This window comes from Sporofaciens sp. JLR.KK001, from assembly GCF_036941055.1.
Lineage (GTDB): Bacteria > Bacillota > Clostridia > Lachnospirales > Lachnospiraceae > Sporofaciens.
Map to the genome: position 1 here is coordinate 1071247 of NZ_JAYMNO010000001.1, position 23285 is coordinate 1094531.

28 protein-coding genes are annotated in these 23285 nt (G+C 57.5%); all 28 read right to left on the reverse strand.

The features are described 5' to 3' along the window. Positions 1 to 10: 10 nt before the first annotated feature. Positions 11 to 358: a hypothetical protein gene (locus VSQ62_RS05810; RefSeq protein WP_334633719.1), complete on the reverse strand. Its 348-nt coding sequence runs from the start codon at positions 356 to 358 to the stop codon at positions 11 to 13. Further along, positions 358 to 1332, reverse strand: a complete 975-nt coding sequence (locus VSQ62_RS05815; RefSeq protein WP_334633720.1) for a phage late control D family protein — start codon at positions 1330 to 1332, stop codon at positions 358 to 360. Before VSQ62_RS05815 ends, VSQ62_RS05810 begins: the two co-directional genes overlap by 1 nt. After that, positions 1329 to 1577 carry a tail protein X gene (locus VSQ62_RS05820; RefSeq protein ID WP_334633722.1) on the reverse strand — a complete coding sequence of 83 codons (249 nt, stop codon included), beginning with the start codon at positions 1575 to 1577 and terminating at the stop codon, positions 1329 to 1331. The genes VSQ62_RS05815 and VSQ62_RS05820 overlap by 4 nt, the downstream gene beginning before the upstream one ends. Continuing rightward, the gene (locus tag VSQ62_RS05825; RefSeq protein WP_334633723.1) at positions 1570 to 5193 is read right to left on the reverse strand and encodes a phage tail tape measure protein; all 3624 of its coding nucleotides are present in this window, start codon (positions 5191 to 5193) and stop codon (positions 1570 to 1572) included. The genes VSQ62_RS05820 and VSQ62_RS05825 overlap by 8 nt, the downstream gene beginning before the upstream one ends. A 117-nt stretch (positions 5194 to 5310) precedes the next feature. Then, positions 5311 to 5742 carry a hypothetical protein gene (locus VSQ62_RS05830; protein WP_334633724.1) on the reverse strand — a complete coding sequence of 144 codons (432 nt, stop codon included), beginning with the start codon at positions 5740 to 5742 and terminating at the stop codon, positions 5311 to 5313. Between the two features lie 69 nt (positions 5743 to 5811). After that, positions 5812 to 6321 (reverse strand): phage major tail tube protein, encoded by a 510-nt coding sequence (locus VSQ62_RS05835; RefSeq protein WP_334633726.1) that lies wholly within the window; start codon positions 6319 to 6321, stop codon positions 5812 to 5814. Between the two features lie 14 nt (positions 6322 to 6335). Continuing rightward, positions 6336 to 7823: a phage tail sheath family protein gene (locus VSQ62_RS05840; protein WP_334633727.1), complete on the reverse strand. Its 1488-nt coding sequence runs from the start codon at positions 7821 to 7823 to the stop codon at positions 6336 to 6338. Between the two features lie 17 nt (positions 7824 to 7840). Continuing rightward, positions 7841 to 8470, reverse strand: coding sequence for a hypothetical protein (locus VSQ62_RS05845; RefSeq protein ID WP_120478092.1), 630 nt, complete (start codon positions 8468 to 8470; stop codon positions 7841 to 7843). 12 nt (positions 8471 to 8482) lie between these two features. Beyond that, the gene (locus VSQ62_RS05850) at positions 8483 to 8800 is read right to left on the reverse strand and encodes a hypothetical protein (protein WP_120478093.1); all 318 of its coding nucleotides are present in this window, start codon (positions 8798 to 8800) and stop codon (positions 8483 to 8485) included. A gap of 4 nt (positions 8801 to 8804) precedes the next feature. Further along, positions 8805 to 9209, reverse strand: a complete 405-nt coding sequence (locus VSQ62_RS05855; protein WP_334633728.1) for a response regulator receiver protein — start codon at positions 9207 to 9209, stop codon at positions 8805 to 8807. After that, entirely contained in the window at positions 9130 to 9579 is a 450-nt protein-coding gene (locus VSQ62_RS05860) for a hypothetical protein (RefSeq protein ID WP_334633729.1), read from the reverse strand. The genes VSQ62_RS05855 and VSQ62_RS05860 overlap by 80 nt, the downstream gene beginning before the upstream one ends. Positions 9580 to 9603: 24 nt before the next feature. Next, positions 9604 to 10677 carry a major capsid protein gene (locus tag VSQ62_RS05865; protein ID WP_334633731.1) on the reverse strand — a complete coding sequence of 358 codons (1074 nt, stop codon included), beginning with the start codon at positions 10675 to 10677 and terminating at the stop codon, positions 9604 to 9606. 16 nt (positions 10678 to 10693) lie between these two features. Further along, on the reverse strand, positions 10694 to 11074 hold the full coding sequence (locus VSQ62_RS05870) for a head decoration protein (RefSeq protein WP_334633732.1): 381 nt from the start codon (positions 11072 to 11074) through the stop codon (positions 10694 to 10696). Then, entirely contained in the window at positions 11074 to 12327 is a 1254-nt protein-coding gene (locus VSQ62_RS05875) for a head maturation protease, ClpP-related (RefSeq protein WP_334633733.1), read from the reverse strand. The genes VSQ62_RS05870 and VSQ62_RS05875 overlap by 1 nt, the downstream gene beginning before the upstream one ends. Continuing rightward, the gene (locus VSQ62_RS05880; RefSeq protein WP_334633734.1) at positions 12311 to 14047 is read right to left on the reverse strand and encodes a phage portal protein; all 1737 of its coding nucleotides are present in this window, start codon (positions 14045 to 14047) and stop codon (positions 12311 to 12313) included. Before VSQ62_RS05880 ends, VSQ62_RS05875 begins: the two co-directional genes overlap by 17 nt. A gap of 102 nt (positions 14048 to 14149) precedes the next feature. Further along, positions 14150 to 14428 carry a DUF6148 family protein gene (locus VSQ62_RS05885; protein ID WP_159751773.1) on the reverse strand — a complete coding sequence of 93 codons (279 nt, stop codon included), beginning with the start codon at positions 14426 to 14428 and terminating at the stop codon, positions 14150 to 14152. Positions 14429 to 14440: 12 nt separating this feature from the next. Beyond that, entirely contained in the window at positions 14441 to 16378 is a 1938-nt protein-coding gene (locus VSQ62_RS05890) for a phage terminase large subunit family protein (protein ID WP_334633736.1), read from the reverse strand. After that, complete coding sequence (locus tag VSQ62_RS05895) at positions 16362 to 16937, reverse strand: protoporphyrinogen oxidase (protein WP_334633737.1); 576 nt, start codon at positions 16935 to 16937, stop codon at positions 16362 to 16364. The genes VSQ62_RS05890 and VSQ62_RS05895 overlap by 17 nt, the downstream gene beginning before the upstream one ends. A 274-nt stretch (positions 16938 to 17211) precedes the next feature. Next, positions 17212 to 17922 carry a hypothetical protein gene (locus VSQ62_RS05900; RefSeq protein ID WP_159751770.1) on the reverse strand — a complete coding sequence of 237 codons (711 nt, stop codon included), beginning with the start codon at positions 17920 to 17922 and terminating at the stop codon, positions 17212 to 17214. Positions 17923 to 18027: 105 nt separating this feature from the next. Next, positions 18028 to 18684 carry a hypothetical protein gene (locus tag VSQ62_RS05905; RefSeq protein ID WP_334633738.1) on the reverse strand — a complete coding sequence of 219 codons (657 nt, stop codon included), beginning with the start codon at positions 18682 to 18684 and terminating at the stop codon, positions 18028 to 18030. A gap of 280 nt (positions 18685 to 18964) precedes the next feature. After that, positions 18965 to 19462 carry a DUF1492 domain-containing protein gene (locus VSQ62_RS05910; RefSeq protein ID WP_159751768.1) on the reverse strand — a complete coding sequence of 166 codons (498 nt, stop codon included), beginning with the start codon at positions 19460 to 19462 and terminating at the stop codon, positions 18965 to 18967. Between the two features lie 23 nt (positions 19463 to 19485). Further along, positions 19486 to 20826, reverse strand: coding sequence for a site-specific DNA-methyltransferase (locus tag VSQ62_RS05915; RefSeq protein WP_334633739.1), 1341 nt, complete (start codon positions 20824 to 20826; stop codon positions 19486 to 19488). Continuing rightward, positions 20813 to 21361 carry a hypothetical protein gene (locus VSQ62_RS05920; RefSeq protein ID WP_334633740.1) on the reverse strand — a complete coding sequence of 183 codons (549 nt, stop codon included), beginning with the start codon at positions 21359 to 21361 and terminating at the stop codon, positions 20813 to 20815. The genes VSQ62_RS05915 and VSQ62_RS05920 overlap by 14 nt, the downstream gene beginning before the upstream one ends. Positions 21362 to 21477: 116 nt before the next feature. Then, a complete protein-coding gene (locus VSQ62_RS05925) occupies positions 21478 to 22134 on the reverse strand; it encodes a hypothetical protein (protein WP_334633741.1) in 657 nt (218 codons plus the stop codon). Between the two features lie 13 nt (positions 22135 to 22147). After that, positions 22148 to 22297, reverse strand: a complete 150-nt coding sequence (locus VSQ62_RS05930) for a hypothetical protein (RefSeq protein ID WP_334633742.1) — start codon at positions 22295 to 22297, stop codon at positions 22148 to 22150. After that, positions 22294 to 22500: a hypothetical protein gene (locus VSQ62_RS05935; protein WP_334633743.1), complete on the reverse strand. Its 207-nt coding sequence runs from the start codon at positions 22498 to 22500 to the stop codon at positions 22294 to 22296. The genes VSQ62_RS05930 and VSQ62_RS05935 overlap by 4 nt, the downstream gene beginning before the upstream one ends. Before the next feature lie 253 nt (positions 22501 to 22753). Then, positions 22754 to 23122, reverse strand: a complete 369-nt coding sequence (locus VSQ62_RS05940) for a hypothetical protein (RefSeq protein WP_334633744.1) — start codon at positions 23120 to 23122, stop codon at positions 22754 to 22756. A gap of 28 nt (positions 23123 to 23150) precedes the next feature. After that, positions 23151 to 23285 carry a hypothetical protein gene (locus VSQ62_RS05945; RefSeq protein WP_334633745.1) on the reverse strand — a complete coding sequence of 45 codons (135 nt, stop codon included), beginning with the start codon at positions 23283 to 23285 and terminating at the stop codon, positions 23151 to 23153.

The window sequence follows — 23285 nt, forward strand, 5'->3', positions numbered from 1 at the left end:
CTATCCCTCCTTAGTGCGGGCCGCTGGTTTCGCCATGCGCTCCGGTGTGTGTGTGGCCTTTCAGGCTCACGCCTGCCGCCGTGACGTCTCCGTCAGGCACGGCCCCCGTTATGGTTCCGGCTGTCAGGTGGGGGAGATATGCGCCCCACTCTCCGTCGGCGCGTCCCAGCAGCAGCCCGGTGGCGTCGTCAAATTCGACATACACCACGGCCGTGCCCTTCTTTAATTTTCCCGTGTCGCCTCTCAGGTGCCACGGGATCGTGATATTTGCGGTAGGCTTTGCGCCTGCGTCAGAGGGCACCACGCGGGCCGTGTTGCCTTTTATGCTGGCGATCCTGCCTTTGTTTATTTGTCCCATTAGTAGCCCTCCAGCAGATCCCTGAAATACAAGGTTGATTTATTTCCTACGAAGTCATGGCGCACTTTGTAGACGAACACGGGGCCGTTCCACGCGCTTGCTTTTTCGGTCTTTAGCTGCAGCAGGCTTGCGGCAGCGTAGCCGGTCAGCAGGGCCTTGGAGAATTGGCCCGTGTGCCCGTATTTGTTGGCGTTCCTCAGCAGCCCCTTGGCGAAGCGGGCCGCCTCCGCGTTGCTGTTACTCATAAGCGCGACGTGATCACCGGAGGCAGGGAGCCCCGGAGCCCGGAGCTGCGCCTCGGCGATACATTTCGCCCGGAGCACGGCCGTGTTCTTTGCGTCCGGCGCTGAGAATGTGCCGGAGAAGCTGCCCGCGGTTACTTCGCAGGATCCGAAGCACGCGCTCCGGTTGTCTTGGTAGGTAAAGTTTCCGTTTTCGTCCACCTCCAGCGTGCCAGCGACGGCCTGCTGCTCAATGTATTGTTCACTGTACGCCAGCAGCTTGCCGTCGTATATGAGCATTTGGAAGCCCTCCAGCGTGCAGAGGCGGGAAAACAGAGCGAAGTCTGTCTCGCTCTCTTGCCTCAGATACGGGTACACCTGATCCGTGCAGCCGTAGTTCTGAAAAGCGAGGCCATGGTTCGCCGCGATCTCGTTTCCCAGTTGCAGGAAGCGGACGCCCGCCCAGCTTTTGGACTTTCTGGTGGCTCCGCTTTTTGGCATAGCCATGGCCCGGATCGTAAAGAGTCCGTTTTCGGGTTTCATGGAGTGCAGAAACATTTTTCCTGTGTCGCTTGCTCCCTCAGTAAAGCGGAGGACGTCACCGTCTGCCGGGTTCCATTTGCTCCAGATCCCCTTGGTGTCATTGAAACGGAGCACGAGCGTGTCGGCCTGCTTTTCTGCGTACATCTCATGCACGCAGTAGTTCAGCGACACGTCGTTGTATATGTCCGTCCCATTGTAGAAAAGTTTCACGGGCTGCCCCCTTCGCCCTCAGTGTCCCGACGCCACGGCGGCAGCGTGTCCGGCGTCTCCACGTCCTCGACGATCGGCAGCCGGAGGGCCACGTTTGCGTCGAAGATCAGCACGTCCGCATGGTCGGGGTTAAAGTCTATGATATAGTGGGCGAGTGTCTCGTCGCCGTACATTTCGAGGGCCAGCGCGTCGAAGGTGTCGCCCTCCCGCGTGGTGTATTCCTTGTAGGCTGTTACTCTACGCATACTGGGCCACCTCCCGCATTTGAATAAATTCTTCCAGCCAGTCGAAGAACTCAGCCTCGTGCGCTTTGAGCTGCGCCATGAGGTCGTCGTCCCCGTCTCCGGTATTGCCCGTCTGGATCTGTGGGCTCCATGTGAAGCCGGAAAAGTCGTAATATATAACCACGCCGCCGTTGTCTGCCAGACTTCCCAGCGAGAAGTTGTCCAGAGTCAGCAGCTCCCCGGCCTTGCTGGTGAGCCCTGCGTCAGAGGTTCCACCGGTCGAGCTGGCGCTGTTGAATACCTCGTGGATCATGGTGTCCAGCTTCTCCCAGAGAGTAGCCAGAGGCACCACGGCCTCGGCTCCAGCTTCGCCGCCTGCCAGAAGGTTGTTGCCGGACGCTCCGAAGATTGTCGGCTGTGTTAAAATGCCGCCCTCCTTGTACCACTCAATACCGAAGTGTGGCACGCTTGGCGGTGATAGTGAAAAGCTGCCGCTTATGCTGATATGCGGGAGCTTTAGGTGTGGCAGGCTCCACGAGAAGTTGAACGCGCTTTTTATTGCGCTGATTGCGGAGCTTACCGCATTTTTGGCCGCGTTTATCTTGTCAGAGATCGCGGAGTGTATGCTGTTAAAAATCGACGACACGGTGCTGAGGGCCGAGTTCAGGGCCGAGCTGATCGTCGATTTTATGCTGTTGAACACGCTCGACACGGCGCTGCGTGCAGCGTTCACCTTGTTGGTGATCGTGCTGGTGATTGTGTTCCAGATACTTGAAGTCACGGAGCTGATCGCGTTCCATGCTGCGCTTGCGACGTTCTGGATCGCACTCGTCACCGAGCTTACCACGGCGCGGGCTGCTTCGATCTTGCTGCTGATCGCTCCCTTTATGCTTTCCCAGATTGTCGAGGCGGTCGTGCTGATCGCGCTCCAGATAGTGCTTGCCACGTTGCTGATCGCGGTCGTCACGGCCGTGAATGTGGCTTTTGCTGCCTCCATTTTGCTGCTTATCCAGCCGCCGATCGCGTCCAGTGCCCCGGACACGGTGGACTTGATACTCTCCCAGATCGGGATAATAAAATCTTTGCAGTTCTGCCAGATAAACTGGAAGGGCAGAGTGATGATTTGGAAGGCGGCGTTCAGGATTTCGCCCAGCGCCATGACGCCCACCTGCACCACGTTTTTGATCGTTTCCCATGTCCCAGACAGAAACGAGGTGATCCCGTTCCAGATATTTGAGAATGTGGTCGCGATTGTGTCCAGTGTCCCGGTGATGAAGGAGACGATCCCCTCCCATATACCGGTAAAAAATGAGGCGATCCCGTTCCAGATCCCCTCGAAAAAGTCCTTGACCGCGCTCCATGCTTCGTCCCAGCTGGAGCCAAACCAGCCCAGAACGGTGTCGGCCAGCCCCTTGAAGGTGTCGATCCAGTTCGTGAAGGTAGCCACCACGAAGTCCCAGACGCCGCCGAAGATTTCCCCGACGCCCTGCCAGACTCGATCCCAGTCACCGGTAAATATACCGGCGAACACGTCGAAAAGCCCGACGAGCACGTCCAGCACTACGCCCAGAATATTGCTGATCTGCTGGAATACTCCCTCGAATACGGGGGCCAGCAGCTCGCAGAAGCCGTTCCAGACGGCGCTCAGTACCTCGGTTATGTCCTCAAACTCGAAGCCCAGCTCGTTGAGCCGGTCGGTGATTGCCTGCCCGAACTCGTCAAACTTGGCCTTTATCCCGTCCCAGATCGCCGTGATCTTGGCTCTAAATTCTTCGTTGTTCTTCCAGAGGTTCGCGAAGGCGAGGATCAGCGCAGCTATGGCAGCGCCCACGGCCAGCGCCGGGGCAGATATGCCGCCTATGGCTCCGATTACGCCCTGGACGGCTCCCTTTGCCATGGTGAGCTTCTGGGTGATTGACTCCCACTTGATTGCAGCGATTACGACGCCCAGAGCGCTAAACGCCACGCCCAGCTCAGGAAGGTGGCCGAGCAGCCACTCGATCCCCGGTATCACTGAGCCGGTGACAAACTGGACGGCAGAGCGGAGGGATCCCTCGAAGCGCTCGTATATTTTGAGGCCGAGTTCCTCCCATGCGCTGTTCATCTGCGCCAGATCGCCGGAGAGGTTGTCGTTCATTATTGCCGCCATTTCCTCGGCGGTGCCGCTGGCTCCCCGCAGGCTTTCCTCATACCCGGCGATACTGTCCATGCCTTCGTTGAGGATCAGGTTCAGGCCCTTGGTGGAGTCTGCCGTAAAAGTGGAGGATAGGGCCACGGCCCGCTCAGCGTCCCCCATGCCATTTGTTGCGGCTTCCACCTCGGTGAGAATGTCGGTCAGGTCGCGGAAGTTGCCCTCTGCGTCCATGACGGCCACGGAGGTGTCGCCGATCTTGATCTGGCCTTCGTCCATGGCGTTTGTTATGTCACGCATGATTGCAGCCAGAGCGGTGCCAGCCTCGCTGCCTTTATAGCCTTGGTTCGCCATGCCTTCCAGCAGGGAGGTGACGGTTTCCACGTCCTGCCCGGCTGCGTTCAGGTTGGCGGCGCAGTTTTTGTATGCTTCGCCGAGAGCTTCGGCGGTGGTGTTGCTGCTTGCCTGAGCAGAGGTCAGAAGGTCGGCGAAGTATGCCGCCTGATCTGCTTCCATGCCGAAGGCGCTCAGGTAGTCTGTCACCATGTCGGAGGCAGCACCCAGCTCCATGCCGGAGGCCGCGGCCAGATTGAGAACGCCGCCGAGGGCGCTCGTGGATTGCTCTACGTCCCACCCGGCCAGTGCCATATACTTTAGGGCCTCGGCAGCTTCGGACGCCGAGAAGGTCGTCGTCGCGCCGAACTCACGGGCGCAGGCTTCCAGCGTTTCCAGCTCGTCGCCGGTCGCGCCGGATATAGCCTGCACCTCCGACATGGTGCTGGTGAAGTTCTGGCCCAGCTCCATGACGTTGCTCACCAGATCCTTGATCCCGTCGATTGCCGCCCGGATTGCGTCTGCTGCGAGGTTCGCAAGCGTAGCCTTAAAGACTGTGAAGCCTTCGTCCGCAAGCCGGGCCGAGTCGTCTACTTGTTCCAGCGAGTTGTCCAGTTGATCGGCCGCGTTCTCCGCGTCTTGGAGTCGCTGCCGGTTCTCGTTCAGGTCGCTGCTCAGCTCTTGGATCTGCTCGGCGAGCTCCCTCGACTCGTCGGTCGTGTCGTCCTCAGATAATGCAAGGGAGACGTACCGCTCTTTGAGTTTTTCGAGGGTGCTTTCCTGCTCGCTGATCGTGTTCCTCAACTGGTCGGCCTCGCTGGCCGTTTCGTCCATACCGGAGGCGAGCTGCTCGGCTGCCTGCTGCGCAGCTTCCAGCGTTCCCCGGTTTTCGTCCAGTTCGCTGCTGAGCTCTTGGATCTGCTCCGCGAGTGCGCGGGCTTCCTCTGTGCCTTCCTCGCCGCTCACGATAAAGTCGGCATAACCTCGTTCGAGGCTTCTCAGGACAGACTCTTGCGTGCTGATTTCAGCAGCCAGACGCTCGGCAGCTCCGGCGGCTTCCAGTGTTTCCTCGCTCATTTCCTCCAGCTGGTTGACCGCGTTCCTGATTGCCGCTTGCAGCGACGGACTCAGGACGCCGGAGATCTCGACCGAGGTTTCGAGCGTTCTCGCCATGTGCTCACCTCCTTCTGTGCTTTGGTTTTATACCGATCGGCGGCCTGGCCTTTTCCTTGGCGCGTTTCCGTTCCTCGGCCAGATCCTCGGCCGCCTCGGCGTATTCAAGAATAAAATTTATGATTGGCTTTTTTTCGAGGTCTGCGGTGCTTGTGTGGTAGACTCTGGCGTAATCTCTGTATGCTCGTCGGAGTCGCTTTCCGGTGAAGCCTTGTCCGACGCGAGCATAAAATTTCGGCCGATCTGCATAACCTCCACAACGTCGTGCCCTTTGATCCGCTCCATGTCCGAGAAGTCATAGCTCGGATTTACTGCGATAATGGCAGCATAGCCGAGGTAGAGGTGGAGGCCGAAGTCGAACTCAGCCGCCGCGGAGATTGACACGTTTTTCATGCCTGCCGCTGCCTTCTTTTTAGCCTCGGCGGTAGCAAAGAGAACGCCGTCGATCTCGTTGATGTCGTACCGCATTTCGGTGACGGTTTCGCCGTTGATCTGGATCGGGTTTTTCAGTGTCAGGGTGCCGTCCTTTTTCTTGTCTTTCTTTTCCATGGTTTTGCTCCTTTCTGAAAATAAAAGCCGCCGATCATGTGATTGACCGGCGGCCTTTTTGTTGGTTGATTACAGAAGATTGTCAATGCTCTGGTAGTAGTCCTTGCCATTGACGCGGAGGATCTGGTTCAGCCTATCGACGCACAAAACCTCGACTCCGTTCGCGTAGATTTGCAGGCGCGTGACGTTGTAGGTCGTTTCGATCTCCGTCGCGTTTCCTACCTCCACGCCGATCTCCGGGATATTGCTCGGCAGCGTCCGCACGAACGCCTTGCAGCCCTCAGTAGACTGGGAGCCGTCCGAGCTGATAACGCTCTGCACCCATCTAAATTCGAGGTTCTGCTTTTCGAGGCGGTTCAGGCGGCTGAGGCCGTTGTCCACGCCGATCTTCGTGACGCTGAGCTCCATATTTTCCAGAAGCCCGATCAGCGGCACGGTCATTGTCCCCATGGCCTGCACGTCTGCGGTTAAAAACTCAATGCCCGGCAGCGTGAAGGACGTGTCCTTCGCCACCAGCACATTGTCCGAGTAAACGGTGTCGGCCACTACGGGGCCTTTAATGTCTACCCATTTTCCCATGCTTTTGCACCTCCTTATTCACTTTCAAAAAACGCATTGAAGCCCTCGTCTGTGTAGCATACGCGGGCGGTTGCAGATTTCAGCGGCGGTGTGTTGGTGACGGTGAAGTCCCACACGAAGTCGCCGTTCATCATCTGGTTGACCGGGTTCGCACTCTCCAGAAATGCCACGGTAGGGGAGCCGATCAGGGCACCGATCCCGCAGAGGTTGTCGAGCCTGCGCTTCTCGTCGTTCAGGATCGTGTCCTTAGCCGTCGGAGTGAGCGGGGAGTCGATCTCTGTCCCGTGGTCGATCTGGAATTGGTTGGTGATGTACATGAGCATACGCAGGTTCACGTCGAAGATCGCGCGGGCGTCCATGTTCCCGGTTATGCTGTCCTCGTACTTGTACGCGGCCGTATGAGGCCCCCAGAGTACCCACTGGCCGCCCCAGAAGCACGCCGTCGTGATCCCGGACTCGTTCAGGGTATTGGCTTTCTGCTGGTCGAAGCCGCGGTTATTGGAGCTTTCACCGAAGTATTGCCCCGTTGCCATGATCGCCTTGTTGGAGGGCGACTCGAACGGGACGCCGTTGTGGCTCAGGTCAACGCGCAGCATGGTGGCAGATCCTACGGTGGAGAGGTGGAACACGCGGCCGGTGCCGTCCTTGACTTTGGGCCAGTACACCTTGCTGCGCTCGCTGTTGTATGCGTGATCCTCGGCCCACTTTTTCGCCTTCTCCATGGTGTCGATCGGTTTCCCGGCTTCGTCCTCCAGTGGTATGTCCGCATTGACGAAGCCGTCCCAGTGCCCATTCAGCTTTGTGACGGTGTTCACCATGGCCCGGTAGATTTCCGGGTTATGGCTCCAGCTCGGCGCTGCCAGAATGTCAAGTACCGCGTTGCAATACTGGTAGAGCAGGCTCATGGCGTGCAGGCCGGTGTATTCCCCTTCCTCGGTTTCCTTTCCCAGAATGTCGGCAGCGTCCACCATGGAGGCGTCCACTGTGTTATAGGAGCAGGTGACAGTCTCGGTCGTGGGCGTCTTGGTAAACTGCACCACGGCTGCCCCCTTGGAGAAGTTGTAGCTCAGGGTGTAGTCCACACCCTCGGCCATGTCATTGATCGCGAGGGTGTCGAGAATGATCTCCGCGCTCTTGATTTCCACGCGGTTGTTCTTTACGGTCAGTTCCTCGGTGATCGGCTCGGTGTCCCGGTGAATGTCCGGGTTGAGCACATTCACGATATAGATCGGGCCTATGTCCCCCTCGGTGTTGTCGAAGTGCTCAGCGAAAACCTCGCAGAGCGTGAAGTCCTCCCAGCCGGTCTTGGAGTACCCGGCCTTGTTCTGTACGTCCCCCATGCCGGTGAGCTTGACCGGCATGTTGATGATCCCGGCCTCAGCATAGCCTCGGACGAGGTTCACGGGTGCGGTGCCGATATAGGCGCAGATCACGCTTCCCTGCCGGACTTCGGTTACTTTGGAGTCGCCGATCTCGCCGTATGCGCCGTGTAAATATGGCATAATAAAACCTCCTTTTCTTACAAAAGATCCTCGTATTGTTTCGGTGTCGTCGCAGAGACTCCGGCCTCCAGCGTGAAGCTGATCCAGTTGTGCCAGTACGGGTAGTAGTCCCATATATTGCCGTCCTCAACGAACGGCCCGTACTTGATCCCGGACTCCTTCACGAGCCGGTGCCCTGCTATAAATTCCGCGTTTTCGACTTCGCGCAGCACAATGTCCGCGAAGTTGAGAGAGTCCCGCCAGCCTTCCATGTTGCGGGTGTATGTTTCGGCAGCTTCCCCGGTCACGCGGTAGTAGGAAAAGCCGCCGATCTTTGAGGCGTCCGGCTTCGCATGAAGCACTTCGGCTCCATGTAATCCGGGGTTCCAGCACGAGAGGCAGAGCCGGAGCTGGAGCTGCCGCCTGAATTTCAGCAGATCGTCGCTCCCCTCCATGAGCTGCACGCATACCGAAGGGATCGGAGCGGGCACCGAAGGGGGGAGCCGGTCTTTTCCCGGCACATAAAGAGGGAAGGCTGCCGGGTGTACATACTCCACGGGGTACTCCGCGCCGTTCCGGTCGTCGTCCGGGAGTTTGAGGGTGATCTGGCTGCATACGTTCTCAGCGAGCCAGCCCACCACCTTGTCAATGCTTTGTGTCAGTGTCATGTCGTCACCTCCTTAGCCCGTTCTGTTTTGCCGCAGGGCCACCTCGACGAGTCCCAGATCCCTGCCTGAGTTTGCCACGAGCATTTCGCGGCCGTCTACGTTCAGCAGGCGGCCCGGCTCCAGATTGGCCGGAAAATCTGCCTCTTTTCCCATGAGCAGCATGTCGGCCTCTATGAGTCCGAGGATCTGCCCCTTTTTGAGCTTGTTCAGCTGGTCGCTGTCCACCACGACGGGGATCTTTTTCCCTTCGACGCGGTGGATCTCTGCGAACTCGTCGAGGTTGAAGAAAACAGAGTCGAGATCCTTCTGGAGCTGCTCTTTGAAGCCCACCGGCTTACTCCTTGCCGGAGCCCGGCGCAGGTTTCGCCGCAGCTTCCAGCAGGCCGATCAGTTCCTTCTTGCTCTTGGCCGCTTTTGCCTTTTCTGCGTCCACTCCCGCAGCTGCAGCAGCCTTGCGCAGCTCTGCCATTTTCATGCGGTTGTAGTCATTGGCCTGATCGGACGCTTCCACCTTTACGGCCACGCCTGCCTTCACCAGCTCGGCCTCGCGGGCTTCTGAGAGGGAGAAGGGGCCGGAGTGCTTCGTCATAGGCTCCACGCGCCCGTTCGCCATGCGTCCGTAGGTTCCTTTTACCATTTGGATCATGTCCTTGCCTCCTTTACTCAGGATCGGCAGCTCCCAGATCCGGGAGCTCGTCGTCTCCCTCGTCCTTGCTGCCGTCCTCTGTGTTGTCGTCACCGGCCGTAACCTTTGCGGCTGCGATCGCGGCGATATAATCGGCTTTTTTCTTGCCTTCGGGTTTCAGTCCCATGTCGGCCGCGAGCTTGCGCAGATCGTTGAAGTCCCATTTTTCCAGATCCTCAGCAGAGAGGTATCCGGTCTGGGTGTCCGGTGTTTCCCCCGGATCCTGATCGCTGCTGCCCTCGGTCTTGTCCGGTTCCTTTGTGGTTACATAGGCAGCCACGCCCAGACGGACGAGGCGCTCGGCCTGCCCGGCGTCACACATGAAGGGGCCGCTCTCGGCTGTTTTCAGTGTGTGCCGTGCGTTGCCGTGCTCGTCCGTGTATTCAATCCCGCAGCCGCCACATGTTACTCTGATTTTTACCATGCTTTGCTCCTTTCCCCGCCAGCATTAAAGCATTTTCGCGGCGATAAACGGGTTTTCGTTGTTCGGCATACAGAGAGGCGCGGAGCTCAGGATCAGCTCGCGGACGTTGTGTTTCGCGTCGCTGAGGTACTTCGGCACGTCCACGCCGGTGTAGGTGTGGAACTCGCCGTCGGACTGCTCCACCTGAGTGATCGCTCCGTACACGGTGCGCCCGGCGCTCGGTGCGCCCGCTGCGATCATGCCTGCAGGAATAAAGGGCTTGACGGATCCGTCCACTTCGGTGTAGGTGTCCTCATAGCTCAGGAGGTCGATCATGCGGCCCTTGACATTGAGGCGGGCGATCTTGGTCGCGCCGGAGGGAAGGGTGGCAGGATCTACGCCGCCGATCTGATAGTTGCGGTTATCCAGCAGGCGCAGGATCCACTCGTTTGCGAGGATCACGTCGGCGACGTCGGGAGCCACCAGCACCTCGGTGAAGGCAAGGCCGCGGGACGTCAGCATGTAGCCCATGGCCGCCACGTCTGCGAGAAAACGTTTCCCGCTTGTCTCTGTGGTGTCCAGAGTAGCAGCCGGAGTATATACTGCCGGGTTTTTCTCGCCGTCGTAGTACCGCACCTCTTTTTCCTCGAAGTTGTGCAGGTCGTCCACATACTCGTCCATGACGCAGCCGTTTGTGAAAATCACCTCGGACGCCATGGCTTCCTTGCGGCGCATGTTCATGGCGCGGAGCTCGTCGAGGTCGCCCAGCATGATTACGCCCTGTCGCTGCTGCGGTGTCAGCTTGGTGTAGAGAGCCTCGCCGAAGCCGCGCTTTTTCAGGTCGTCAATGGTGAGCGGGCGCTTCGGTGCGATATAGGAAGGCGTGAAGCGCTTCATGGTGTAGCCGTCGCGCAGGATCGTGATCCCGCCCTTGCGGGGAGCGACGAACGGTGCCGCCTTCTTGGAGCCCTTCTTGTATTCCACCAGCACGTCGTCGGTGGCGAAAATGTCGGTCGCTGCGTTCGTGGGGAAGTAACGATCCAGCAGGAAGGTGTGGAGAGGCGGGAGTTGCTGCACGGAGGCAAGCAGGTGGTGTGTATCATAGTAATTAAAAGCCATTTTTCTGTCCTCCTTCTTAGATTTCCACGGCCTCAGAGGTCAGGATCCCCGCGACGCGGAGCGCCTCTCTGTCTGCTGCCGTGATTGTGTAGCCCTCAGCTACGATCAGCCGGTTGGTGTTGAAATGCCCGGTGCGGTATGCGATACCGGGCACCGCTTCGCCCTCTGCGGCGTCTCCGGTGTCCACCGGATCCGTGAGTACGGCGTTTGCCTTTCCGGTTGTCTCGGTGCCGATCATTTCCATGGTGCCGTCGTCTTTTAACGCCAGCAGGGTGCCGCGTTCGAGGATCCCCTGCCCGGCTGCCAGCTGCACGCTGAATACGTCCGCGGGCGGGTAGCTGTCGGCGATCAGGTTGTCGAAGCCCACGCCGCCGAGGTTTTCGTCGAGTCTGCTCATTACTTCATACCTCCTTTGGTCTGGTTGTAGGCGGCCACTACCGCCTGAATGTCTGCCGCGTCCTGTTCTTCCTGATTGACGCCCGCGCCGCCGTTGGGAGTTGCGCCCACGTCGCCGACGCCAGAGGCCGCTCCGTCTGCCTCATAGTTCGCGAGGAAGTTCTGGCCGGACGCTGCGCTCTGCTGCATAACGCGGAAACAGAGCTCCTGAGCGGTGCAGGGGTTTTCTCCGTACTTCGCGTCATGGACGAGCTGCTGATCGGGGATAGAGGCCGCGATCGAGTCAATGTCCGCGAGGCGTTGCCGTTCAGCTGTCACCGCGTCGGCGCTTGCCTGAGCCTTTGCCGCGTTCGTTGCGGCCTGCTCGATCTGGCTCACCAGATCAGGCTCCTGAGCTTTCAGTTCTTCGAGTGTCATGTGGTTTTTACCTCCTTTTGGTTTTGCCGCCTGATTGGTCGGCCTTTTATTTGCTACCGGTCTTGCGGCCGGTTTAGCACTTTTCTGGATCGGGATTGTGCCCGGTATGTGACGGAGCCCTTCGACGTTGTGGCCTATGCCGTTGACGTAGAGGACTTTCCGGTCGTGGCTCATGCTCATGTCGGGATCGTCCTCGTCCTCCAGAAGATTGTCGGCGAAGCCCTTCTCCAGAGCCTCCCGGCCGGTGAGCCACGTCTCCTTTGTCATCATGCCGCGCAGGGTGTCCACCGCGATCCCGGTCTTGGCGTTGTAGATTTCAGCCACGGCCCGCTCGCTGGCGTCCATTCCCTTCATAAGCTGTTTCATGTCCTGAATGTTCAGGCTGTCCCAGAGATACACGCTTACGCCGTGGATCATAACGAGGGATCCGGGGTACACGGTCACGGTGTCGCCTGCGCACATAATCACGCTGGCGGCGCTTGCCGCGATCCCTTCCACGACGACGTTCACCTCTCCGCTGAGGGTTTTCAGGGCGTTGTGGATTGCGATCCCGGTGTAAAGGTCGCCGCCGCAGCTGTTCAGCTTGACGGTGATGTGGCCTTTGTCCTTGACCGCTGCCAGATCCTCCATGAAGCCCTCCGGGGTGATGTAGAGTCCGGGCTCAGGTTCGCCCGTCCACCAGTCTGTCGGCTGTTTGCTCATAACGTCGCCGTATAGTGTGATCTCGGCCTCGTCGTCGCCGACGGTCGCCACGTTCCAGAACTTTGTCGCCGTGGCGGTTGGTGCTGCTACCGGTGCCGGTGTCGGCCCCATGCGCAGCTCACTGAGTTGTTTCATCTGCTTGCCCTCCTTTTACGGATTGTTTGATCTGCTCCGCTAAAACGAGGCTGCGGAGCGCCTCAGCGCCTCGTCTGCGGGCGTTTTCCGGGTTGTGTGGGTTATTGTCCCCCTCTGCCGGTTCTTCGCCTTCCTGTGGCTCCTGAGCGCCTTCCTGAGTGCTTCCAGCGCCTCCGCTCTGGTGCGGATCCGGTGTCTGCCCGTCGAGCTTCTCGTTTTCGCGTTGCAGCTGCTCCACGTTGCTGTCCCATTGGCCGCCGTTGAGCCGGATCGTGCTCTGCTCGTGGGTAGAGAAGCCCTCGCTGCACGCGAGGATCTCCGCGGTGATTTCCTTCACCGGATCAAGCTGTCCCTGAGACGGGCCCAGCCACTCGCTGCCGAGGTATGCGGCATGGATCGCCGGATTGTCGAAAAAGCCCGGCGCATAGATACGGCCGCGGGCCACCGCTTCGCTCATCCAGATTTCATAGAGCGGGCGGCAGAAGTTGTCCCCCAGCCACTCCCGGCGCATTTTGAACGCCTTCCACGCTTCCAGCAGGGCCGCGCGGCTTGCACTGTACGAGGCGTTGAACTTTTTCAGCAGCAGATCGGACGGTATTTCCAGAGCAGCGCCCACCTGCGAGCTGATCGCCTCCACGAATTTGTCGAAGCTCCCGTTCGGGTGTTTGGGCTCAGCGAAAACGACGTCCTCGCCGGGGTTCATAATATTGACTTGTCCCGGCCCCATGTTGTAGTCGTTCGGGTTCCTTGGTTCTGTTTCTGCGTCCTCGTTCACCTCGTTGAATGGCATTTCCTCCTTTGACGCCTCCGTCTTTACGAAGGCAGTAAAAAAGGACTCGATCACCGCGGCCATGAGCTCGGACTCTGTGTAGCGCCGGAGCTGGAGCAGCGGCTCGATCACCTGCGCGAGATAGCTCACGCCACGGTACTGATCCGGGCGCTCCGTGTCAATGACGTGCAGCACGTTGGGGAGTCCGGTGTGTTCCTGATATGCCAGGACACGGGCCCACTCTGTCAGGGCGGGTGCGCCGAGCTCGAAGGGGTATGTGCTGCGGATATGGTAGGCCACCACCATGCCGTCCTTGTCTACTTCCACGCCGTCGTATATGGTGTTCCCGTTGTCCGGGTTCTTCCCGGTGGTATATAACAGAGACGTGCCGAGCCCCGCCCCGGTCGGTGTCGCTACCCGGTCAGCTTCGATCAGGTGTACCCGCAGGGAGTAGGGGAGCAGCCGCGTGGTTTTGTACTGCTTCACAATGCCGATACAGTCGCCGGAGAGCAGCCACGACACGAGCGCGAGCTGCTGGAGCCCGTAAAAGTTGTTCATGCCGGTGGCGTCGCAGGCCCTTTTATTGGACGCCCAGAGGGAGAACTCCCGCTCGGTGTCTTTCTGCCACCTCTCAGCCTGATCCGGCGTGAGCCCCAGCGCCTCCCTGTCGATCCGGCTCTTTAGGCGGAGCCCGACGCCTACCACGTTTGTGCGGTTGGTCTTGATCGCTGAGGTCGCCATGGGTGCGGCCATGTATAACATGCGGGCCCGCTGCCTCATGGTGAAGTTGTGGAAGTCTATGTCCTCATGTGCGGAGCCGCTGGGTGCGTTGAAGCCCTTCACGGCCCGCTTGCTCCAGCTGGCCCCCGCTTCGCCGTAGCCTTTGTTTTTCGGGCGCACGGTTTCCGGCAGATAAAGGCCCGTCTTTTTGTCGTACCTCGTTTTCCTCACCTCCTTGTCTGTAATAAAAAACGGCAGCGCCGGGGGAGTAAAGGAGCGAAACCTTCCCTCCGGTGTTGCCGTAGTAAAGCCGGGGATCCCGGCGTTTACCCGTTACCAGTCGCGGGGGACTACTCCCACCGCACGGCGGGCAGATTGTCCCGCCAGTTCTGCCTCCAGCTCGCTGATCCGCTTCCTGAGCCTTTCGATCTCGTCCTGAATAGCGGTGAGCGGTGTCTGGTATCTTTGCAGGTTTCTGGATCCGATCGTGTAGAGCTGCACGCCGTCCTTGCTGAGCATTTCCTGCTCGCGGGCCAGATAGAGATCCAGCCGGGTGCGCGTCCTTTCCAGCTCCGTGCGCACGGTTTCCTTCGATCGTCGTCTTGCTGCCATGTGTGTGCCTCCTTACCAGTCGTCGTTGTAAATATTGGCCGGGCGGTTCTGCCGCGGCCTCTGTGCTGCAGGTTTCTTCGGTGCCTTTTTTGCTGGCAGGCTTTTGAGCCGTTTCTCCACCGCCTGCATGTCCGGGTTTATGATCTTAAAGCCCCCCAGCGCATAGTTGCGGCAGTCGAGGGCCTCGTTTCTTTCATGTCCGGGCAGTTTTACCCATGTCCAGCGGTTGCCCCGCTTCGTCTGCGTGAGCTCCAGCTTCTCAGACAGCAGGCCGCTGAAATAATAAGAGTCGTACCCGTAGGACTCGCCGAGGGGGAAATGGCAATATTTCGGCCCGGCTTCCTGCACCAGAACGCTTGACATTATGAGCTCTTTCCCGGCGTCAACGCCCAGAGTATAGAGCCAGCATTTGCCGATTGTCTGCCCGTTCAGTACGATCTTAACCTGAGAGGGAGGCGTCACGAAGGGGATCCCCTCGCCGTTGCCGCCCTTGATAGCGAAAACGCGCTTGTTTTTCCGGGCCCGGCAGCGCAGGTACACCTCTTGCGTGTAGTGGCCGCCGGAGTCCACGCAGGTGATCGAGATACGGAGGCCCCGCTGGCTGTCCTTGAAGTGGTAGACATGCTCGATCACGTCGTCGAGTCGCTCCCATACTTCGTCGGTGTCCGGCTTTCCCATGATGTAGCCTTTTTTTATGCCCCACGTTTCACCGTAATGGCCGTGGCCTACGACTTCATACTCCAGCCGGTTGTCCTGCGTGTCCACTCCGCAGGTGAGGACGAGAACGCCCTCCGGCACTTCCACCGGGGAGCCGTCGGCATTGGTGCCGTAGTCCTCCCGACGCGCCATCATGCCTTCCTCGTCCGGTATGTCCCCGCGATCCTCCCAGAGCTGCCCCAGCAGCGTGTTGTAAACGACTTTTAGCTTCTGAGGATCGTCCAGCGCTTGCAGGAATTTGAGCACGATTTTCTCCCACGGAGTCCATGGAGACGAGAAGGCGTTCAGCCAGAAGGAGCGCACGCCGGTGTCGTATGCCTCCGGGTTTTCTGCGATCCACTTCGCAGGCTGCCGCCGCATGATTTCCTCCGGGATAATGCAGCCGCAGTTCGGGCAGGCCCATGTGATCGGGCCGGTTATCTTGTAGACTTTTTTCCCGCGGATCCTCTTGTGGGTGTGCTCGAAGTGGATCCGGTCGAATATGATCTCGCCGTACTCGCCGCACTCAGGGCACTGGTGACACCAGCGCTCTTGCGTGCCTTTCTCGAAGCTGTCCGCGATATTGGACGAGCCTTTAATGGTCGGCGTCGATACTTCGACGGCCTTCGCGTTGTAGAATGTGGCTTGTCTGGCCTCGGCCAGAGCCCACGGATCGCCCTCGGTTCCGGCGCTTATGGCCCAGCGGTCGCGCTCGTCGCCTATGATGTAGCGGGCCGGAGTGGAGGCCAGAGCTGAGGCGCTGTTGGATCCGGTGATTGTCAGCATACCGCCGGGGAAGGACTTCTGGAGGATCGTGTTCCCGGAGTCTCTCGTTTTTACGTCCGAGACTTTGGCTTTCAGCACCTTGCTGTCTCGGATCATTGGAGCGATACGCAGCCGGGAGAACTTGCGGGCGTCGTCGAGCGAGGGCTGCACATAGAGGATAGAGCCCGGATCTTGGTCTATGATATAGCCGATTATGTTCAGCTCAAGCTCAGACTTTCCCACCTGAGAGGCCGCCACCATGACAATTTTTTTCACCTTCGGATCGGTGAACGCTTCCATAGGCTCCCGGAGGTAGGGCGTGCGCGTTGTGCGCCACGGGCCTGCCTCTGCGGAGGTTTCCGGCGATAGGCGGCGGTGTCTATCGGCCCATTCTGCCACCGTCAGATCCTCCGGCGGCTTAAAGTTTCGGACGGCCGGGCCTATGGCCGCGTTTAGCTTTTGAGCGGCTCTTTTAGTCGTCGGCTTCATCAGCGAGCGCCTCGCTCCAGCCTTCGCGATCCCTTACCCGCCGCTTGTATGCTTCGGGATCGTATTTATAGCCCGCGAGCTCGTTCAGGATTTTGTGACACTCGGAGCGGATCAGCGCCGAGGCTTCGGCTGCGCTGGCTGCCTGAGATACGTCCATAGCCAGACGGCCGGGCAGCGCCATTATCATGCTGCGGACGGTGTACACGAGGTCGTTCGTCATGGCCTCCACGTCCTCGCTCCGGTGCATTTTCCCTTCCAGCTCTTTGAGCTGCATTTCTGCGATCTTGGCCTTGCTCTGTTTGAGGTCGGCCTCGGCCCTCAGCTTGTCGGCCTCAGCTTTTGCGGTGTCCGCAGTCTTGGCCTCCTTGCCGTTGGCTTTTTCCCGCAGGTGCTTTATGTATGCCTTGATCGTCGGGAGCAGGTCGAACTTATACGGACGGGTGGACGCCGCAGGAAGGACGCCAGCTTTTGCGAGCTGCTGCACCCGGCGCTCGTCAAGCTCGAAAAGTTTTGCTATTGTTGCCGTTGTTTGTAGGTTCTGCTTCGGTGCGTCTGCCATGGCTCCACCTCCTTTCCGGTGTCCAAACGAAACGAAACGGCCTAAAAAAATTTTTTGGAGTCTGCGCGAGTTTTGGGCTCGCCAGCACCGCAGGGCTCTGGGAAGCTGTCACAGTACCTTGCGGCTTGTCGAAAAATTTTCACGGTTTGCCTTGAACGGTTCAATCACTTTTATTTTGCTTTTAATTGCTTTATTTTGTTTTCTTTTGCTTGTGATTGGTTTGTTGTGTTCATTTGCTTTGTGTTTGCTTCGTTGCTTTGCCTGCTTCTTTGCTTCACTTCATGGCTTGCTGTATATGGTGCTCGAAGCGCTTCTCCAGATTGCTGCCGATTGTTTCCTCAATCGTTTCCTTTGCTTTGCCGCTTATCATTTGCGGCACGGACAGAGTGCGGACAGCTTCGACGGGTGTTCTTCCTTCCCCCGTTCTTTGGAAGGGGAGAGTGGGGGCGTCTGCATTTTTCTTACTGGACGAGGCAAGATATGTCCCGGCCTTCATGCTTGCCCTTTGCCCTTTGATAATGGTAGCCTTTACGGTATACGGCTTTGGGGTTCTAACAATCCCTACCGGGCCAGCTGCGCCCTTAAAGTCAACCATTTGCCCCGGTATTCGCTGGCGCTTATCTTGTAAACCTCGTGGAGCTTTTGGCGACATTTTGAAATGTATTGGAGTTAAGGTTTCGCCCTTGTATTCGAGGGACGCCCCGTCAACGCTGATCCCCGATACATTTGTGGAGGTGGCCCCCCGTTTTGTTTTTGGGCCCGCCTCTTTGATTGCTGCGGTATCTACACCATAATGTTGCCGGATCCCTTTGCTTACCCATGCCGGAGCTCTGGAGGTGAAGTCCGACACGGTTCTCTTGATTGCTGTCTCGCCTCCGTCCTTTAGTTTCTCCAGTTTTTTTGCCAGTTTTGCCCCGTCTTTCATGGTTACAGAGAAGGCTCCATTTGTGCGTCTTGATTGCCCGGTATAGAATAGGCTGCTCATGTGTGCGCCTCCTTTCTACTAAAAATTTACCCTCCCCCCAGTCTTTTTCTGGAGGGCAGGGCATAAGAAAAACCGCCTCGGTATTTCCTTAGCGGTTTCAGATTTCTATTTATTTATTTTCCCGTCGGTCGTGAACTCGTGGACGCTCTGGTCTGGCATTATTGCTTTTATTATGCTGCCGCTTTGTTCAATCTTAAAAATCAGGTTCTTTCCACGCTCTGCGTTGTATCTGATTTTCTTTTTCCAGCTCTTGAAACTTTTAAGGTCAATCACTTTGAGATAGGCAGCCTCCAGATCGTCGTCGCTGTCTGCGTCATAAATGACAGCGCATAGCTGAGGGGTTAGCATGTAGGTGTTTGGCTCGTAGTCCTCACATAATCGGCGTTGGCTGGCTGTATCTGCCGTCAGAACATAAAGGACGCCCTCGTCTGTTATTGCATAGCCCACGCCCTCGTCTGTAATAAGAGCGGCTTCCACGAAGTCCTCCGTTTTCCGTATGCGGATCCCTTCATTCTTTGTCGTGGTTGCGATCCCTTCGTTGGCGTTTCCGTCCATGCCGGTATGAATGTAATAAGAGCCAGACGGAGAGGGCCATGTTTTGTCTGCATGAAACCATTCCTTGCCATTTTTACAGAGGATTGCCGGGGCTCCGTTTGCATTTCTTACCGTCACTTCCCACACATTCCCCTGCGGTTGTGTTTGTTTTTGGGGCTTCTGGTTGAGAATGTCTCCCCATAAGCTGAGTTTTTTATTGCTTCCCATGTTTGATAACCTCCCGTGGTTTTTTGTTTTAGTCATCTTTGGGATATTATAGCACGCAGGGAAGTGGTGTAGCAATCCTGTTTTGAAAAACAGAAAACCGCCCGGCGGCGTTTATGCTCTCCAGACGGCTTTCGCTATTTTACAGTATAGCACACGGCATTATCCCCTTTTATCCCCTTTTGTCCCTTTTTATCCCCTTTTATCCCCATACGCTGAAATGCCCTTTAAAATAAGGCTTTGCGGGCATTTTGGAGGCGTTTTTTATTTTGTTTATAAAAATTTAATAATTTTCTTTTTCGATTTTTGCGAGGGTTTGCAGGGCCGAACCATGGATTTTAAAGGCCCGTTTTAGGTATCGCTGGCTATTTGTTTCGTAGTCGTCCTCCTTCCCGTACAGAACGGCGCAGATCGTCCACCAGCTTGCCTCGTCAAAATAACGCATTTCTATGATGGTCTGTTCGTCCGGCTTTTTCATAAGTCCGATCATGCGCTCCAGCTCTCTGCGGGTTTCGCCTTCGTCGTCGATCAGGTCACGGAGCTGCGTTTCAAGTTCCAGCTTTTTCGCGACTTCTCGCTCTGTTTTGCTGGTGCCGTCTCCACCGCCCGGCAGCCCGGTGAGATTTGGAGTGGAAGCGGAGCCCATGGTGGACTCCAGATACTCCAGCCGCTCGATCAGATTGTCGATCCGGCGTTTCAGCGTAGCGACGCGCTCCAGCTTCTTTTTTATTTTGTCGGTTTCTTTCGGCTGTTTTTCACCGGTCTTTTTCTTCTGGCCCATTGGCCCCGTCTCCTTTTTTGTTTCTATTCGTTGAATATGCTCTCGTAGACTTCCCGCGGCTGCAGCGCGCCCTTTCTGATTAGCTGGATCCCGGTGTCTTTTCCGGTGGTTTTTATGTACCTGCGTACAATGACGTCCACAAACCGGGGTTCCATTTCCATGAGAAACGACGCTTGCCCGACACTTTCGGCTGCGATCAGGGTAGTGCCTGATCCTCCGAAGGTGTCAAGAACGCCCTCGGCCCAGTCCGTATTGTCGAGCAGTTTTTCCAGTATTTCCACTGGTTTTTGTGTTGGGTGCAGCTCATTCCCGGAGCGCGTGGCCTCCAGTACGTTGCCGTAGCCTTTGTGATTGTCCCACTTTGGTTTTGTGCGGTGGGCGAACATGACGAGCTCGTGCTGCGTCCTCCAGCCCATACCCATGCCAGGGCTTTTCTTATTCCATACCAGCATATTTTTGACGCCGAGGCCGGATCCTTCCACGACGTCAAATAAATACACCCACATGCGCCAGTCTGTGAAAATATAAGCCACGCGGCCGTCGAAGTTTTGAAGGATCTGTTTCATAAGCGACTGATACCCGCGCGTGCTGAGGGAATCGTTGGCGATCGTGACTTTGATTTCCTTCCCGTTGGCGTCGTATCGTTTGGTTCCTATACTTCCCTCTGATCTCCCTGATTCTTGGAAGCCGCCGGAGCAGTAGGGTGGATCTGTGAGCAGGATCTCCGGGTGTGCGCCGTCCAGCAGCATTGCCCGGTCTTTTTCGTTGGTAGCGTCCCCGCAGACGACGCGGTGACGGCCGAGGATCCAGAGGTCGCCCTTCTGGGTGATTACCTGATCGGGCTCTGGCGGCTCCGGTATGTCGTCCGGTTCTTCCAGATCATTGTGAAGGGCTTCTGACAGCGCGGTGACGAGGTGTTCCACCTCGTCCTCCGTGTACCCGGTCAGCTCCATGGGGATCTCGCCGGTGTCGATTTCTGCGAAAATGTCAGCCAGCAGCTTGTTGTCTGTCTCTGCCAGCTCCGCGATCCGGTTGTCAGCCACCAGATCGGCGTATTCCTCGGCCTCCGAGGTGTAGTTCTGATAGTCCACCGGTGCCTCTTTCATTCCTTCCAGAAGGGCAGCGGCGAGGCGTCCGTGCCCCTTCACTATGAAGCCGGAGCGCTTCGAGACGGTGATCGGCTGCCGCCAGCCCGCCTGCCTGATTATCCGGCCGAGTAGCTGGATCTGGCTGTCCGGGTGCTGGTTCGGGTTCTTCGGGTTCGGCACCAGCATGGCGACGTCCACGATCGCGTCGTGTGCGCAGAATACTGGCACGCCGTCGGCCCACGCTTTCGGCTCGGCTTCTGGTTTATACTCTGCCATTTTTTCGCCCTCCCTCCAGATTTTTGAGAACGGCCTCCCGGAGTCGGTTCTGGAGCTGCTCGTCTGTCTCGTGAGGGTAGCGCCTGAGCCCGTGCTTTTTCGCGATCGCGTCGAGCTTCTGGCCGGTTGCCGGTGTGGGCGCGTTCTGTACGTTTACAGTGTCCAGCGTCCGGGCTGCTTTCAGGATCCTGCGCTTGTAGCTCCGGTTTTTCTCGCCCGGCTGTCGCCTTATCCCATAGATCGGGCCGATATTGTTCAGGGTGAGCCCCTCCACGGACTCCCAGAGCGTCCGGGCGACTTTCCGGCGGCGTTTCCATTCGTGGATCCGCTTCGTGGCCTCATGGAGCAGGACGAGCACGCCGGTGAGCGCCAGAAGGGCCGCCAGCGTCAGCGCCGGGATCCAGACGGCCCCCAGAATAGCGGTGGGCCAGTTTATGCCGACGGATCCGCAGCCTTTTGCTGCCAGAAGTGCGATCCATGCCGGTGCTGAGATCAGAATGGTGAGAGCGTAGAGCTTATTGTTTTCTCTTTTCACGTTTTACCCTCCTTCTCTGCGCCCGGTTCCCTTCTGGGTGTGGCTGGTTTTGTGGTATTCTTGAAGCCCAGAAACTTGCGGCGCACCAGCCATTTACTCGGCAGCCAGTTGTCCATTTATTTTCTTTTCCCATGCTTTGCCCTCCTTCTCTGCGCCCGGTTTCCCTCCGGGTGCGGTGTGTTGTTTTGCCGGAAGGGGGAGACGAGGCCCGCCTCCAGAGCGCAGCGTGTACAGAGCCACTGGACGCCCTGCTCTTTTTTGAGCTTGTCAGCTTCAGACGATTTCCAGCACTTGCGCCCGCAGTTGGGGCAGTCGATCAGCTCCCAGTCCGGGTGCTTTGCTTTGGTGTCTCCGTTCAGGTTCTCGTCGAGAGGCAGGCAGAGGATCCCGCCCTTTTCTCCGTCTTTCCTTGGCGTCAGGTCAATGCCAAACTTGCGGAGCTTCTCGCGGGTGTCGTCCTTTTGTTCTTCCTGCTTCACCTCTATGACTTCCACCTGATCGAGCTCCAGACAGAACACGCCCTCCGGCTCCCATTTCTTCGCCCGCCATACCTCCGCGAAGGTTTCCAGCGTGTCGTAGCAGCAGAGCCCGGCCTCCGTCTCGGTGATGAACATTGTCTCCATGACGGCCTCGTCGTCTGCGTCGTCCCAGCCGTAGAGGTGCCAGCTGTCGTAGTTGTCATAGTCCCACTGGGAGAAGTAGAGCACATGGCCGTCAATCGGCCAGCCCGTCCCGGTCACTTTTCCGGTGATGATCTTCGGTTTATATCCCATTTTTGCGTCCTCCTTAAAAAATTGTATTCATGCAGATAATGAGCGCGATCACGGCCACGAAGGCGAGCACGATCGACTTGTGGCGCTGGTTGTCCTTTTCGCCCAGTACGCCGAGCAGCAGCACCGCGGCCACGACGCCCAGCAGAATGTTGAGTGCGATCATTTCCTTGTCCTCCTTTTCAGTGGTATGTCCTCCAGCCTTTCAAGCCGGAGACAATGCCCGTCTTTGTACGCCATGCACCGATCCCCTGCGCAGTAGCCGAGGCGGTCGCTTGCGATTATGTCTGGCTCTCCATGCTTCCCGCATTTGAATGTCCTCTTGATCTGCTTTTTGAAGGGGCAGAGCCTCGCCTTTTCTCCGTTCACTGTTTTTCTCTCCTTCTGAATGTGTCCGGCGCGTTGCAGGTGCTCCAGTGTGGCGTATAGCCCCAGCCCTGAGCTTCTGCCGGATCGTCCACTGTTTCGCAGCTTATCACGTCCCCGGCAGGTGTTACCAGCTTTGTGCTGCCTCCGGGCTTTATTCGATAGTTTACCGGCCGAGTGTCGCATGGCATTGAGCGGCCGGAGCGAGTGCGGATCCAGAGGATCGGCTTTCCGCAGCTTTTACATGTTCTTATATTCATGCGTTCTCTCCTTTGATAATGGCCCGGCTTTCGATCCCGATCTTATGAAATAGTGGGCTGTCCAGCCTTCTGTTAAACTCTGCGACGATTTCTGCGTCGGTAAAGTCTGAGAGCTTCGCGGCGTGCCGTGACTTGTACCATTCGGCGTCCGGCATATTTTCATAATAGGCGACCGCGCGTTCGTCAAGAGCTCTCGTCTCTGGATATTGTCCGCGGCTTTTATATGCTTCCCACTCGGCCGGGAAAAAGCCAGCGGAGACTTCTTTTTTACCGTCGTAGAAGTCGCGGATCATTTTCACCCATACAACGCGGTTTAGGCGTTCCTCGTTGAGCACTTTCACTATTGAGTAGTTGAAAATTTCCATTTTTTCTCCTTTAAAAAGCATTTGCTTTTTATGCTTTTAGTTGCTTTTCTTTGCTTTGTGTTGCTTTTTTATTTTTTCTTATATATTCGTCGCACCCGCCGTTGGCTTTTCTTTTGTTGCATGTCCAGAAACGATCGCACAAAAGGCACGTTCCTTTTTTCAT